The following is a 14,957-nucleotide window of genomic DNA, read 5'->3' on the forward strand; positions in this document are numbered from 1 at the left end:
GTCATGCGCGTTCTGATTATCGAAGACGAGGAAAAAACCGCGGACTATCTGCACCGCGGCCTCACTGAACAGGGTTATACCGTGGACCTGGCCCGTGACGGTGTCGAAGGCCTGCATCTGGCGCTGGAAAGCGATTACGCGGTGATCGTCCTCGACGTCATGCTGCCGGGCCTCGATGGCTTCGGCGTGCTGCGTGCCTTGCGTGCGCGCAAGCAGACCCCGGTGATCATGCTCACCGCCCGCGAGCGCGTCGAGGACCGTATCAAAGGCCTGCGCGACGGTGCCGACGATTACCTCGGCAAACCGTTTTCCTTCCTCGAACTGGTCGCGCGTCTGCAAGCGCTGACCCGGCGCAGTGGCGGCCACGAACCGGTGCAAGTGAGCATCGCCGACCTGTGGGTAGATCTGATCAGCCGCAAAGCCACCCGCGCCGGCACCCGGTTGGACCTGACGGCCAAGGAGTTCTCGCTGCTCAGTGTGCTCGCCCGCCGCCAGGGTGAAATCCTCTCGAAAACCGCGATTGCCGAAATGGTCTGGGACATCAATTTCGACAGTGACGCCAACGTCGTCGAAGTCGCGATCAAACGCCTGCGCGCCAAACTCGACGGTCCGTTCGACGAGAAACTGCTGCACACCATTCGTGGTATGGGTTATGTGCTGGAGAGCCGTGGTGTCCAGTAACTCGATTGCCCTGCGCCTCAGCGGGATGTTTACGCTCGTGGCGCTGGTGGTGTTTGTTTTGATCGGCGGCGCGCTTTATCAACAAGTCGACAAGGGGCTGGGCCTGCTTCCCGAAGCCGAACTCGATGCGCGTTACAGCGTGCTCGAATCCACCGTCGGCCGTTACGGCACGCCGGAGCACTGGGTGAAAATCAACAACAAGCTCAAGCTGCTCGGCGAGGAAGACAAACGCATCAGTTTCTGGATCAGCAGCGGCAACCCGCAATACGAATACGGCAACCTCACGCCACAGATCCGCGCGGTCGCCAACGGCCCGCTGGGCATGCGTGACCTGCAACTGCCCGATCAGCCCGCTCCGCTGAAAGTGCTGGTCAGCCAGTTCCCGGCCAAGGACCAGCGCCCGCCGCTGCGCTTCATGATTGGCATCGACACCGAGACCTTTCACCAGACCCAGCACCAGTTGCTGATTGCCTTGGTCAGCCTGGCGATCGTCGGCGTGCTGCTGGCGTCGGCGCTGGGTTATTGGGTAGCGCGGATTGGCTTGCAGCCGCTGATCAGACTGTCTCAGGAAGCCCAGCGTCTGGCGCCGCCACTGCGGGCCGGGCGCCTGCGTCTGTCGCCATTGCCGCCGGAGCTTGAGCAATTTGTCGAGTCGTTCAACTCGACGCTGGAGCGCGTCGAACTGGCCTATTCGCGCCTGGAATCATTCAACGCCGACGTCGCTCATGAATTGCGTTCACCACTGACCAACCTGATCGGCCAGACGCAAGTGGCGCTGACCCGCGGGCGCTCTGCAGAGCATTACTTCGAAGTGCTGCAATCGAATCTGGAAGAACTCGAGCGACTGCGCTCGATCATCAACGACATGCTGTTTCTGGCCAGTGCCGATCAGGGCAACAAGGCGACCCGACTCACCTCTACGTCGTTGGCCGATGAAGTGGCAACGACGCTGGACTATCTGGATTTCATTCTCGAAGACGCGCAGGTGCAAGTGCGGGTCAGCGGCGACGCGCAGGTACAGATCGAAGTCGCGCATTTGCGTCGGGCGTTGATCAATCTGCTCAGCAACGCGGTGCAGCACACCGAGCCGGGTGAGGTGATCGAGGTGTGTATCGAGGTCCAGGAACATCAGGTGAGCATCGGTGTGGCGAATCCCGGATCGCCGATTGCCGGTGAACATCTGCCGCGCCTGTTTGAGCGATTTTACCGGGTCGATGCGTCGCGCCGTAATAGCGGCAATAACCATGGACTGGGGCTGGCAATCGTCAAGGCGATTGCGTTGATGCATGGTGGGGATGTATTTGTGCGCAGTGATCGGGGGGTTAATACCTTTGGAATGTATCTGCCAATCTAAAAGCCCCTCATCGGAACGCCGCCCGCCTAGCCCTCTCCCGGAGGGAGAGGGGACTGACCGCGTTGTTCTCTCGAGTTGCATCGACCTGAGATACCCAGTCGAACTCAAGTTCTGAAAAGCCCCCGATCAGCTCCCTTTCCCCCTCGCCCCCTTGGGGGAGAGGGCTGGGGTGAGGGGGTTGCTCTTGGCTACACCGCAATCCTGGACTTTTACCTCCTACGCAACAGTCATTTATGAAAATCACGCTGTTTCTCATCACTCGGCAACCTTATCGTGCCCGCACCAAACAGCACTCGCCAAGCGAGAAGGTTTCCAGGATGTCCAACAGTATGGGTATTGCCAGCGCGTTCGTTTTGTCCTCTTTGTTCCTGTCGCCGATGGCGATGGCTGAAGAATCGCAAACATTCGTGGCGCACAATATCGCCCGCGCGCAAGCATTCGATCAGCATCAGGCCGAAGTGATGGCCAAGACCCAAGACGCCACGCAAGCCCCGCAGGCTGCCACTTCCCAGACTTCAGTCGGCGAAACCGACAGCTGAGTCGCACACCGCGCCACCGTTTCCCTCGACGCGGTTGTTTGGCTCTTCCCGTTCAACCGTCGTCATTGCAGGCCGCTGATTTTCAGCGGCCTTTTTTCGTTTTGGATTGCTCTCTCCACAGGGTTTTGTGGTGTGTGTTTAACTACGCTAAGAAGATCATCCCAACCGACATCTCATCATGATCGTAAGCCGTACCCCGTCCACCACGGGCAAATCCGAACGCCCCGAGCGGCTGCTGATCTGTGGCAGTCTGCTCAGCGTGATCGCGATTGTGTGCATCGTCACCTTCCTGCTCATCCGCGAGCACGCCAGCGCCCAGGAATCCGCCACTCGCAGCGCCACGACCATTGCGCAACTGATCGACGCCGATGTGCTGCGCACGGTCGAGCTGTACGACATGACGCTGCAAGGCCTGATTGCCGCCGCGCAACGGGATGATTTGCAGAACGTCTCGCCGCAGATCCGGCATCTGGCGCTGTTCGACCGCTCGACCACGGCGCGTTACAAGGGCGATATCCTGCTGCTCGACACGCTTGGCAATGTCGTCGCCGACTCCTCGCGGGTGGAGCCGAAGCCGAGCAATTTTGCCGACCGCGACTACTTTCTCGCCCACGCCTTCAACCGCGACATCGGCATGTTCATCAGCCGGCCGTTCCAGACCCGATGCGACTGCGATGAAGCCAATCAGTGGACGATCAGTTTCAGTCGGCGAATCTCCACGCAAACCGGCGAGTTTGCCGGCGTGGCCGTGGCGTCGCTGAAGCTCGATTACTTCGATCAATTGTTCAACAGCCTCGATATCGGTAAAGACAGCACGCTGAACATCATCAACAGTGACGGCGTACTGCTTGCGCAGAAGCCGTATCTGCAAAGCGACTCGGTCGGCAAGAGCTTTGGCAACCGCCCCAATGTGGTGAAAATCCTCAGCGACAAGGACGGCAAAGGCAGTTTCACCAGCACCTCAAGCATGGATCAGCAGCAGCGCCTGTATACGTATTCGCGGGTCGGCAATCTGCCGCTGACGGTGATGGTCGCGCTGTCCAGCGACGAAGTGTTCGGCACCTGGCGGCGCACCGCACTGCTGATCAGCGGCGCCACCGGTGTGTTGTGCGTGGGGTTGCTCTGGCTGACCTGGCTGCTCGCCCGCGAGCTGCGCTTGCGCCAGCGTGCCGAGCGCGAGCTCGCGCAACTGGCGGCCACCGACGATCTCACCGGTGTAGCCAACCGGCGCATGCTCGATCAGACCTTGCGTCATGAATGGTTTCGCGCCCAGCGTTCGGGCCAGCCGTTGTCAGTGATGATGATCGATGCCGATCACTTCAAGGCGTTCAATGACCGCCATGGGCATCAGGCCGGGGATCAGGCACTGAAAACCCTGGCGCAGGTGATTGGCGAAAACGTGCGACGCCCGGCCGATCTGGTGGCGCGTTATGGCGGTGAGGAGTTTTCAGTGATTCTGGCCGAGACCGACAGCCAGGGCGCGCAACGGATTGCCGAGAAGATTCGCCAGGCTGTGGAGCAACTGCCGCTGATGGACGGGGCTGAGCGGGCGATGACGGTAAGTATCGGCATTGCGACCTGGACGACGGCCAGCGAGATGACGCTGGAGCAGTTGCTGTTTGCAGCGGACAAGGCGTTGTATCAGGCCAAGGAAGGCGGGCGTAATCGGGTGGTGGTGGCTGCCTGATAGGTTTGTTGAGCCTCACCGGCCCTATCGCGAGCAGGCTCACTCCTACATTTGGAATGCATTCCCCTGTAGGAGTGAGCCTGCTCGCGATGGGGCCGGCCCAGGCAACACAAAAACCAAAGGCATAAAAAAAGGCCATCCAGGGATGGCCTTCAAAAAACTAGAGAGGTTTTTTACTTACACGGCCGCAACCGGGCGCATGTAAGAGATCGGTGCGGTGCTGGCGTCTTCGAACGTCACCACTTCCCAAGCGTCTGTCTGCTCAATCAACTTGCGCAGCAGCTGGTTGTTCAGTGCATGACCGGACTTGAAGCCTTTGAACTCACCAATCAGGCTGTTGCCCAGCAGGTAGAGGTCGCCAATTGCATCGAGGATCTTGTGTTTGACGAATTCGTCTTCATAACGAAGACCGTCTTCGTTCAACACGCCATCGGCGTCGACCACGATTGCGTTTTCAACGCTGCCGCCGAGTGCGAGGTTGTGCTTGCGCAGGTACTCGATGTCACTCATGAAACCAAAGGTACGCGCGCGGCTGACTTCTTTTACGAACGAAGTGCTGGAAAAGTCCACGCTTGCACTCTGGGTGCGGTCCCGGAAAACCGGGTGATCGAAATCGATCTCGAAGCTCACCTTGAACCCTTCGAAAGGCACGAAAGTGGCGCGCTTGTCGCCGTCTTCCACTGTCACTTCACGCAGGATGCGGATGAATTTCTTGGCGGCGTCCTGTTCTTCCAGGCCTGCCGATTGAATCAGGAATACGAAGGGTCCAGCGCTGCCATCCATGATCGGGACTTCGGACGCGGAGAGCTCGACGTAGGCGTTATCGATGCCCAGGCCAGCCATGGCCGAGAGCAAGTGCTCTACCGTGTCCACTTTGACGTCGCCATTGATCAGCGTCGTCGACATAGTGGTTTCACCGACGTTTTCCGCGCGGGCAGGAATCTGCACCACAGGGTCGAGGTCAGCGCGACAAAACACAATGCCAGTGTCGACAGGCGCAGGCTTGAGGGTCAGATAGACCTTCTCACCGGAGTGCAGGCCTACACCTGTGGCACGGATAATATTTTTCAGTGTGCGTTGTTTAATCATGGCTTGGGCCGCTTCAGCGCAAATTGCGAACTGGTATCAACAAAGGCTGGCGATGATAGCAGACCATGCCTTTGCTGAACACCAATCACCTTCATAGGCCTGATACATTCCATCAATCGGCCTGACGACGCAGGAATGCCGGGATGTCCAGGTAGTCCAGGTCATCTTGCGGATTCATCTTCGCGGCAGCCGCAGCACCGGCCTGAGCCTGGTTGCGCATGACGGTCGGACGGTCCAGATCACGGTAGTTCACCGCTGGCGCTTCCTGACGGGCCGGAGCCGGTTGTTGCACCTGCGCCGACGCCATGGAGGTGTGAACGGTGTTGTCGATGACCTTTACAGGCTTCTCGATTTTCGCGCCCAGACCGGTGGCAACTACGGTGACGTGCAGCTCGTCGCGCATGTCCGGATCGATAACGGTACCGACCTTGACCATCGCGTGCTCGGAAGCGAAGGCTTCGATGATGCTACCCACGTCGGAGTACTCACCCAGCGACAGGTCAGGACCTGCGGTGATGTTCACCAGGATGCCGCGTGCGCCCTGCAGGTTGACGTCTTCGAGCAGCGGGTTGCGGATTGCCGCTTCAGTGGCTTCACGTGCACGGTTCGGACCGCTGGCGCAGCCAGTGCCCATCATCGCCATGCCCATTTCGCTCATCACGGTACGCACGTCGGCGAAGTCGACGTTGATCATGCCCGGACGCTTGATGATGTCGGAGATACCGCGAACGGCACCGGCCAGTACATCGTCTGCCTTGGCGAAAGCCGACAAGAGGCTTGCGTCTTTGCCGAGGATAGTCAGCAGCTTCTCGTTGGGAATGGTGATCAACGAGTCGACGCTTTCCGACAGCATGCGGATGCCTTCGTCGGCGATCTGCATACGCTTGCGACCTTCGAACGGGAACGGACGCGTCACGACCGCAACGGTCAGGATGCCCATTTCCTTGGCCACTTCGGCAATGATCGGCGCTGCACCGGTACCGGTACCGCCGCCCATGCCAGTGGTGATGAACACCATGTTGGTGCCCTGCAGCACTTCGGCAATGCGCTCACGGTCTTCCAGAGCGGCCTGACGACCCACTTCAGGATTGGCGCCCGCGCCCAGGCCTTTGGTCACGCCGGTGCCCAGTTGCAGAATGGTCCGCGCACCGATGTTTTTCAGCGCTTGAGCATCAGTGTTGGCGCAGATGAACTCAACGCCTTCGATGTTGCTCTTGACCATGTGATTGACAGCGTTGCCGCCGCCACCGCCGACACCGATAACCTTGATTACCGGGCTTGCGGGGATGTTGTCTACGAGTTCGAACATTTTCCCTCTCCTTACATTCTCTAGTTTTTTCGCCTACTGCTGTTTGTTGCGGTGTATCTACTGCAGTTGCTTGCCGCTTGAAGCTTGTCGCTTCAAGCTGCTTTTAAAAGTTGCCCTGAACCCACTTCTTCAAGCGGTCCAGCAACGGCGCCTGCGGCTCTTCGTTGCTGTAGCTGTCGCGGCTGCCGATACCGGAGAACGAAACCCCGTCGGACTGCTTTTGCAGGCCGTACATCAACAAACCAACGCCAGTGGAATAGATCGGGTTGCGCACCACGTCATCCAGGCCTTTGACGCCATGCGGTACACCGAGGCGTACCGGCATGTGGAAGATTTCCTCGGCCAGTTCAGTGGCGCCTTCCATCTTCGACGTGCCGCCAGTCAGCACGATGCCGGCCGGGATCAAGTCTTCGTAGCCGCTGCGACGCAGTTCGGCCTGGATCAACGTGAACAGTTCGTCGTAACGCGGCTCGACCACTTCGGCCAGGGCCTGACGCGACAGTTCGCGCGGTGGACGGTCGCCAACGCTTGGCACCTTGATGGTTTCGCCGGCGCCGGCCAGTTTGGCCAGGGCGCAGGCGTAACGGATCTTGATTTCTTCGGCGTACTGGGTCGGGGTGCGCAACGCCATGGCGATGTCGTTGGTCACCTGATCACCGGCAATCGGGATCACCGCGGTATGCCGGATCGCGCCTTCGGTGAAGATCGCGATGTCAGTGGTGCCGCCGCCGATGTCGACCAGGCACACGCCCAGTTCTTTCTCGTCGTCGGTCAATACCGAGTAGGCCGAGGCCAGTTGCTCGAGGATGATGTCGTCGATTTCCAGACCGCAGCGACGCACGCATTTTTCAATGTTCTGCGCGGCGTTGACGGCGCAAGTGACCACATGAACCTTGGCCTCCAGACGCACGCCGGACATGCCCAGTGGCTCGCGCACGCCTTCCTGGTTATCGATCACGTAATCCTGCGGCAGGGTGTGCAGCACGCGCTGGTCAGCCGGGATCGCCACGGCCTGAGCGGCATCCAGTACACGCTCGAGGTCCGCCGAGCTGACTTCGCGATCACGGATCGCGACGATGCCGTGGGAATTCAGGCTGCGGATGTGATTGCCGGCCACGCCGACAAATGCCGAGTGAATGCGGCAGCCGGCCATCAGCTGGGCTTCTTCGATCGCGCGCTGAATCGACTGCACGGTGGACTCGATGTTGACCACCACGCCCTTCTTCAGGCCACGGGACGGATGGGTACCGATCCCGACGATTTCCAGCGAGCCGTCGTCGGAGACCTCGCCGACCAGCGCCACCACCTTGGAGGTGCCGATATCGAGACCGACGATCATTTTGCCGCTTTGCACGTTTGCCATGGGTCCTGCCTCTTCTTAATTCTTTGCGACAGCGGGTTGGGCTGTCGTCGGCGCTACGGGTTCCCGCCAGCCAACAGCGAGGCCGTTGGCGTAGCGCAGATCGATGCGCGCAATGTTCGTAATCTGCTCTTTCAGCGTCTTGTCATAGATGGCGATGAAGCGGCGCATCTTTTCCACCAGGTTGCCGCGTCCCAGCAGCAACTCGATGCCAGGGCCGGAACTGCCGGCACCGGTGGTCAGGAACCAGCTGCCGCGTTCACGCAATTCCAGGCGTGCAATCGAAAAACCCAGCGGGCGCAACATCTGGCTCAATACCTGGTACTGCTGCATCACTTGCTGCTGCGCCCGTTGTGGGCCGAACAGTTGCGGCAGATGTTCGTAGTTCGCCAGTTCCTTGGGCGTGAACGCCTGGCCCTGGTTGTTGAGTAACGATTCGTCGCCCCAACGCGCGACCGGCAGTTGTTCTTCGAGGCGGATCACCACTTGATCCGGCCACACGCGACGCACTTCGGCGTGGGCGATCCATGGCATCTGCTCAAGCTCGGTGCGCATCCCGGCCAGATCGATGGTGAAGAAGCTCGACGCCACGAATGGCGCGATGCGCTGCTGCACCGCCTGCTGGCTGATGTAGCTCAGGTCGCCCTGCACCGCGATCTTGCTGATCGGCCGGTCGGCGTACGGCAGCAGACGCTGCGCGCCTTCGTACGTACCGAAGCCCAGCGCCACCAGCAGCACCGGCCAGAACAGGCTTTTCAGAAAGCCGAAATTGGCTTTCGGCAGGCGCGCGGACATCGGCTCTTTCGCCACCATTCGGCTGGCGCCACGCGGCACCGGCTTGCGGCCGGGTGCGGGGGGCTGATGTCGCAGATGAGCGCCTTGCATGGTCTTAACCTCGCGCCTCTTTATTGCCGGCGTCTTCAACGCTGGCCGCCAGAATAGCCAGTACCAGTTGCTGGAAATCCAGACCGGCGGCTCGCGCCGCCATCGGCACCAGACTGTGATCGGTCATGCCCGGTGCGGTATTCACTTCGAGGAACCAGAACTGCCCGTCGGCATCCTGCATCACATCCGCCCGGCCCCAACCGGCAATACCCAGCGCCTCACAGGCCTTGGCCGTGAGATCCATGAGTTCCTGCTCCTTGGCGGCATCCAGCCCGCACGGAATGCGGTACTGGGTATCGTTGGCGATGTACTTGGCGTCGTAGTCGTAGAACGAGTGCGGTGTACCCAGGGCGATAGGAGGCAACACCTGGTCACGCAGAGTGGCGATGGTGAACTCCGGACCTTGAATCCATTGCTCGACCAACACTTGTGAATCGTAGGTACTGGCCGCTTTCCATGCGTCGATCAACTCGGACGCAGAACTCACTTTGGCCATCCCGATACTTGAACCTTCATGCGCCGGTTTGACGATCAAAGGGAAGCCCAGTTCCGTCGCTGCCGAAATACAATCGGCTTCACTGCACAGCACGGCGTGACGTGGCGTCGGAATCCCGAGGCTGTGCCAGACCTGCTTGGTGCGCAGTTTGTCCATGGCCAGCGCCGAGGCCAGAATGCCACTGCCGGTGTACGGAATGCCCGCGCACTCAAGCAGGCCTTGCATGCTGCCGTCTTCGCCGCCGCGACCGTGGAGAATGATGAACGCACGGTCGATCTTTTCGCTGAGCAGACGCTGCAGGAAGTCGTCGCCGACATCGATGCCGAACGCGTCCACGCCAGCGCTTTGCAGCGCCTCGAGCACGGCGTTACCGGATTTCAACGAAACCTCACGCTCGGCACTCAGGCCGCCGAAGAGCACGGCGACGCGGCCGAAGTCTTTCGGCGCGATGGTGGAAAACAGCTTGGCGTAGGCAGCAGTCATTTCAACTTCCCCTCGACCGACGCCGCCACGGCGCCAGCGAACAATTCACTTTTCAACAGCTTCGGCGCGAGACCGCCGATATCACCGGCGCCCTGGCACAGCAGGATGTCGCCGGCACGCAGCAGCGGCTTGACCAGCGGCGCGAGGTCGACGCCACGCTCGATGTAGATCGGGTCGAGCTGGCCGCGCTGACGGATGCTGTTGCACAGCTTGCGGCTGTCGGCGCCGGGGATCGGCTCTTCGCCGGCCGGATAGACTTCCATCAGCAGCAGCACGTTGGCGTCGGCCAGTACATTGACGAAGTCGTCGTACAGATCGCGGGTGCGGCTGTAACGGTGCGGCTGATACACCATCACCAGACGGCGCTCCGGCCAGCCACCGCGCACGGCTTTGATCACCGCCGCGACTTCGGTCGGGTGATGGCCGTAGTCGTCAACCAGCATCACGTTGCCGCCGTCGACCGGCAGTTCGCCGTAGACCTGGAAGCGTCGACCCACGCCCTGGAAACCCGAGAGCCCCTGTACGATGGCTTCATCGCTGACGCCCTCGTCGGTGGCAATACAAATGGTCGCCAGCGAGTTGAGCACGTTGTGGTTGCCGGGCATGTTCACCGACACTTCCAGCGGCTCGCGATCCGGGCGCAGCACGGTGAAGAACGTCTGCATGCCTTGCTGGCGAACATTGATCGCGCGCACGTCGGCGTCTTCGCTGAAGCCATAGGTCACGGTCGGACGCTTGACCAGCGGCAGGATTTCACGCACCACCGGATCGTCCAGGCACATCACCGCCAGCCCGTAGAACGGCAGGTTGTGCAGGAATTCGACGAAGGTTTTCTTCAGTTTGTTGAAGTCGCCGTCGTAGGTCGCCATGTGATCGGCGTCGATGTTGGTGACCACGGCCACCAGCGGCTGCAAATGCAGGAAGCTCGCATCGCTCTCGTCGGCTTCGGCGATCAGGTAACGGCTGGTGCCGAGTTGGGCATTGGTGCCCGCGGCATTCAACCGGCCACCGATTACAAAGGTCGGATCGAGGCCACCGGCAGCGAACACCGAAGCGATCAGGCTGGTAGTCGTAGTTTTGCCGTGGGTACCGGCGACGGCGATGCCGTGGCGATAGCGCATCAGCTCGGCGAGCATTTCCGCACGCGGTACCACCGGGATACGGCGCTCAAGCGCGGTCGCGACTTCCGGGTTGGAGGTGTTCACCGCGCTCGACACTACCAGCACATCAGCGGCCGCAGCGTTCTCGGCACGGTGACCAATGAAGATCTGCGCGCCGAAGGATTCCAGGCGCTCGGTGACCGGCGAGGCTTTCAGGTCGGAACCGGAGACTTGATAGCCCAGGTTCAACAGCACTTCGGCGATACCGCACATACCCACGCCGCCGATACCGACGAAGTGGATGCGGCGGATGCGGCGCATTTCCGGTTGTGGCATGGCTTTCTGATTCTCAACCATGGGCCACCTCCAGACAGGTATCGACCACGCTACGGGTGGCATCGGGTTTGGCCAGACGGCGGGCCGCTTGGGCCATTGCTTCGAGTCGTTGCGGTTGCATCAAGACCTCTGTCAGGCGCGCGGCAAGGTCCGCGGCGCCAGTCGTTCTTTGCGGCATCAGGAAGGCAGCGCCTTCGCGAGCCAAATAATCGGCGTTGCGGGTCTGGTGATCGTCGATCGCGTGGGGCAAAGGCACCAGCATCGAGGGCAGACCGGCGGCCGCCAGCTCACTGATGGTCAACGCGCCTGCGCGGCATACCACCAGGTCAGCCCAGCCATAGGCGTGGGCCATGTCTTTGATGAACGGCTGCACCTGCGCTTCCACGCCCGCGGCGCGGTAACGCTCGGCAGTCACTTCATCGTGATTTTTGCCGGCCTGATGAAACACTTCCGGGCGCAAATCGGCAGCGACCTGGGCCAGGGCTTCAGGCAGCAATTTATTCAACGGTTCTGCGCCCAGGCTACCGCCAAGGATCAGCAAACGCGGTTTGCGGCCGGCCAGCGCCGGTCGCGATATTTCGAGGAACAGCTCGCTGCGCACCGGATTACCGGTGGTACGGCGGCTGTCCGACAGAGTAAAGGTGTCGGGGAACGCTTCACACACTCGGGCGGCGAACGGCACCAGCAACCGATTGGCGGTGCCAGCGACGGCGTTCTGCTCGTGAACGATCACCGGCACGCCGGCCAGTTTCGCTGCGAGGCCGCCGGGCCCGGTCACATAACCACCGAAGCCGACCACACACACCGGCTTCAGGCGACGCATGATTGCCCGTGCCTGCCACACCGATTTCAGCAACATCAACGGTGCCTTGAGCAACGACAGTTTGCCCTTGCCGCGCAGGCCGCTGGCGTTGATCCGGTGCAACTCGAGACCCGCCGCCGGGACCAGTTCGTTTTCGATGCCGCGTGGCGTGCCGAGCCAGTGCACGGTGTAGCCGCGCTCCTGAAACTCGCGGGCACAGGCCAGCGCCGGGAACACGTGGCCGCCGGTACCGCCGGCCATGATCAATACGTTAGCGCCCATGAGTCGGCTCCTCGGCGAAGTCGCTTTCATGGAATTCCATCTCTTCGCTGCCCAAGTGGGTTCGACTCTCCCACTCGATGCGCAGCAACAAGCCCAGACAGGCGCAGCAGATCACCAGCGAACTACCGCCGTAACTGAGGAACGGCAAGGTCAGACCCTTGGTCGGCAGCAGGCCGACGTTCACACCGATGTTGATCAGGAACTGACCAATCCACAGGAACGACAGACCGTAAGCCACATAAGCGGCGAAGAACTGCTTGGCCTTCTCGGCCCACAAGCCGATGTACATGCCGCGAACACACACGAACACGAACAGCGCGACGGTGCACAGCGAACCGACCGCGCCGAGTTCTTCGGCGAGTACCGAGAACACGAAGTCGGTGTGCGCTTCCGGCAGGTAGAACTGCTTCTGCACGCTGTTGCCCAGGCCCACGCCCAGCCATTCACCGCGACCAAACGCGATCAACGCTTGCGACAGTTGATAACCGGCGCCGAACTGGTCGGCCCACGGGTCGGCGAAGTTGGTCAGACGCGCCATCCGGTAGGGCTGCATCTGAATCAGCAAGACCACGGCACCGACCGCCAGCACCACCATCAGCGAGAAACGGAACAGCCCGACCCCGCCCAAAAACAGCATCGCCGCCGCCGCGCCCATCATCACCACGGTGGCGCCGAAGTCCGGCTCCATCAGCAGCAGACCGGCCATCGGCAGCAGCACGATGAACGGCTTGAAAAAGCCCATCCAGCTCTCGCGCACTTCTTTCTGGCGACGCACCAGATAACCGGCGAGGTAGATCACCACAAACACCTTGGCGATTTCCGAGGGCTGCACGTTGAAGAAGCTGAAACCGATCCAGCGCATCGAACCGTTCACTTCGCGGCCGATGCCGGGGATGATCACCATCACCAGCAAACCGAACGCGCCGATCAGCATCATCCAGCCGAGGCGCTGCCAGGTGGCGATCGGGATCATCATGGTGACGATGCACGCGCCCAAACCCAGCACCACATAAATAAGGTGGCGAATCATGTAATACAGCGGACTGCCCGACTGCGCCGCCGCCACTTCGGTGGACGCGGAGGCAATCATGATCAAACCGAGCCCGAGCAGCGCCAGGCACCCGGCGAGCATCGGGAAATCGAGGTCGATGCCACGCCCGGTGATCAACGGCGACGGGTACGGTTTGATGATGTTTCTAAGGTTCATGCCAGTTCCTCCACGGCGCGGACGAACTGGTGACCACGGTCTTCGTAATTCTTGAACATGTCGAAACTGGCGCAGGCCGGCGACAGCAGCACCACATCGCCCGGTTGCGCGGCGGCACGGCATTGCGCGACAGCATCGACCAGCGAGGTCGCACGAATCAGAGGCACGGCATCGCCGAGCGCTTCGCCGATCTTGTCCGAGTCGCGGCCCATCAGGACCACGGCGCGGCAGTTGGCCGCGACCGGAGCACGCAGGTCATTGAACTCGGCGCCCTTGCCATCGCCGCCGGCGATCAGAATGACCTTGCCGTCGATGTCCGCGCCCAGCCCTTCAATCGCGGCCAGTGCGGCGCCGACGTTGGTGGCTTTGGAATCGTTGTAGTAGGCAACGCCATCCAGGTCACGCACCCACTGGCAGCGGTGTTCGAGCCCGGTGAAGTTGCGCAGGGCCGACAGCATGGCGTCGAACGGCAGACCAACCGCATGGCCGAGCGCCAGCGCCGCGAGGGCGTTGGACTGGTTATGCGCACCGCGCACCTTCAGTTCACGCACCGGCAGCAGATTCTGGAATTCGAAAGCCAGGTATTTCTCGCCGCCCTCTTCACGCAGACCGAATGCCTTGAAATCCGGCTTGTTCAGACCGAAGGTCCAGTACGGCTGGCCCTCGCCGATCAAAGGACGGCTCAGCGCATCCTGACGGTTGACCACGAACTGCTTCGCGCCACGGAAGATCCGGTGCTTGGCCAGGTGATACGCCGGCAGACCGCTGTAGCGATCCATATGGTCTTCGCTGATGTTCAGCACGGTGGCGACTTCAGCGTTGAGCTGGTCGGTGGTTTCCAGTTGAAAACTCGACAGTTCCATCACGTACAGCTCGATGTCGTCGCTGAGCAGATCCAGCGCCGGCGTGCCGAGGTTGCCACCGACGGCGACGCGTTTGCCGGCCGCAGCGGCCATCTCGCCGACCAGTGTGGTGACGGTGCTTTTCGCGTTGGAACCGGTAATCGCGACGATCGGCGCCCGCGCATTACGCGCGAACAACTCGATGTCGCCGGACATTTTCACGCCACGCGCCGCAGCGGCTTGCAGGGCCGGAGTCGCCAGCGCCAGGCCGGGGCTCACGTAGAGCTCGTCGGCACGGCAGAGGAATTCCACGTCCAGCTCGCCACAACGCACTTCCACGTGCGGATAGTCACGCTTGAGCGTGGCCAGTTCCGGTGGATTGTCCCGCGTGTCGGCGACGGCAAACGCCACGCCCCGGTTCGCCAGGAAGCGAACCAGGGACATGCCGCTCTTGCCGAGGCCGACAACGATGCGGAAGTGGTCAGAAGCGATCAGAGACACTCGT

At 61.2% G+C, this 14,957-nt stretch carries 13 protein-coding genes; 4 read left to right on the top strand and 9 right to left on the bottom strand.

What is annotated here, in order from left to right; genetic code table 11:
- The first annotated feature begins 3 nt into the window (after positions 1–3).
- The 4 genes from BLU52_RS19760 (at position 4) to BLU52_RS19775 (ending at position 4,261) form a co-directional block, all read left to right on the top strand.
- Positions 4–681, top strand: a complete 678-nt coding sequence (locus BLU52_RS19760; protein WP_090286106.1) for a heavy metal response regulator transcription factor — start codon at positions 4–6, stop codon at positions 679–681.
- Positions 671–2,035, top strand: coding sequence for a heavy metal sensor histidine kinase (locus BLU52_RS19765; RefSeq protein WP_090286108.1), 1,365 nt, complete (start codon positions 671–673; stop codon positions 2,033–2,035). Before BLU52_RS19760 ends, BLU52_RS19765 begins: the two co-directional genes overlap by 11 nt.
- Positions 2,036–2,352: 317 nt before the next feature.
- On the top strand, positions 2,353–2,574 hold the full coding sequence (locus tag BLU52_RS19770) for a hypothetical protein (protein WP_090288633.1): 222 nt from the start codon (positions 2,353–2,355) through the stop codon (positions 2,572–2,574).
- Between the two features lie 178 nt (positions 2,575–2,752).
- Positions 2,753–4,261, top strand: coding sequence for a sensor domain-containing diguanylate cyclase (locus BLU52_RS19775; RefSeq protein WP_090286110.1), 1,509 nt, complete (start codon positions 2,753–2,755; stop codon positions 4,259–4,261).
- Between the two features lie 177 nt (positions 4,262–4,438).
- Here the strand turns inward: BLU52_RS19775 and lpxC are convergent, their stop codons facing one another.
- The 9 genes from lpxC to murD all read right to left on the bottom strand — a co-directional run bounded on the left by lpxC (position 4,439) and on the right by murD (position 14,953).
- Entirely contained in the window at positions 4,439–5,350 is a 912-nt protein-coding gene (gene lpxC / locus BLU52_RS19780) for a UDP-3-O-acyl-N-acetylglucosamine deacetylase (RefSeq protein WP_007916984.1), read from the bottom strand.
- Between the two features lie 112 nt (positions 5,351–5,462).
- On the bottom strand, positions 5,463–6,659 hold the full coding sequence (gene ftsZ, locus BLU52_RS19785; protein ID WP_016986475.1) for a cell division protein FtsZ: 1,197 nt from the start codon (positions 6,657–6,659) through the stop codon (positions 5,463–5,465).
- 103 nt (positions 6,660–6,762) lie between these two features.
- Entirely contained in the window at positions 6,763–8,022 is a 1,260-nt protein-coding gene (gene ftsA / locus BLU52_RS19790) for a cell division protein FtsA (RefSeq protein WP_007916987.1), read from the bottom strand.
- Positions 8,023–8,037: 15 nt separating this feature from the next.
- Positions 8,038–8,904: a cell division protein FtsQ/DivIB gene (locus tag BLU52_RS19795; protein WP_073473459.1), complete on the bottom strand. Its 867-nt coding sequence runs from the start codon at positions 8,902–8,904 to the stop codon at positions 8,038–8,040.
- 4 nt (positions 8,905–8,908) lie between these two features.
- The gene (locus tag BLU52_RS19800) at positions 8,909–9,883 is read right to left on the bottom strand and encodes a D-alanine--D-alanine ligase (RefSeq protein WP_090286112.1); all 975 of its coding nucleotides are present in this window, start codon (positions 9,881–9,883) and stop codon (positions 8,909–8,911) included.
- Positions 9,880–11,340, bottom strand: coding sequence for a UDP-N-acetylmuramate--L-alanine ligase (gene murC, locus BLU52_RS19805; RefSeq protein ID WP_090286114.1), 1,461 nt, complete (start codon positions 11,338–11,340; stop codon positions 9,880–9,882). The genes BLU52_RS19800 and murC overlap by 4 nt, the downstream gene beginning before the upstream one ends.
- Positions 11,333–12,403 (bottom strand): undecaprenyldiphospho-muramoylpentapeptide beta-N-acetylglucosaminyltransferase, encoded by a 1,071-nt coding sequence (gene murG, locus BLU52_RS19810; protein WP_090286116.1) that lies wholly within the window; start codon positions 12,401–12,403, stop codon positions 11,333–11,335. The genes murC and murG overlap by 8 nt, the downstream gene beginning before the upstream one ends.
- Positions 12,393–13,610: a putative lipid II flippase FtsW gene (gene ftsW / locus BLU52_RS19815; protein WP_090286119.1), complete on the bottom strand. Its 1,218-nt coding sequence runs from the start codon at positions 13,608–13,610 to the stop codon at positions 12,393–12,395. Before ftsW ends, murG begins: the two co-directional genes overlap by 11 nt.
- A complete protein-coding gene (murD, locus tag BLU52_RS19820) occupies positions 13,607–14,953 on the bottom strand; it encodes a UDP-N-acetylmuramoyl-L-alanine--D-glutamate ligase (RefSeq protein ID WP_090286121.1) in 1,347 nt (448 codons plus the stop codon). Before murD ends, ftsW begins: the two co-directional genes overlap by 4 nt.
- Positions 14,954–14,957 lie beyond the last annotated feature (4 nt).

The organism is Pseudomonas granadensis, from assembly GCF_900105485.1.
Lineage (GTDB): Bacteria > Pseudomonadota > Gammaproteobacteria > Pseudomonadales > Pseudomonadaceae > Aquipseudomonas > Aquipseudomonas granadensis.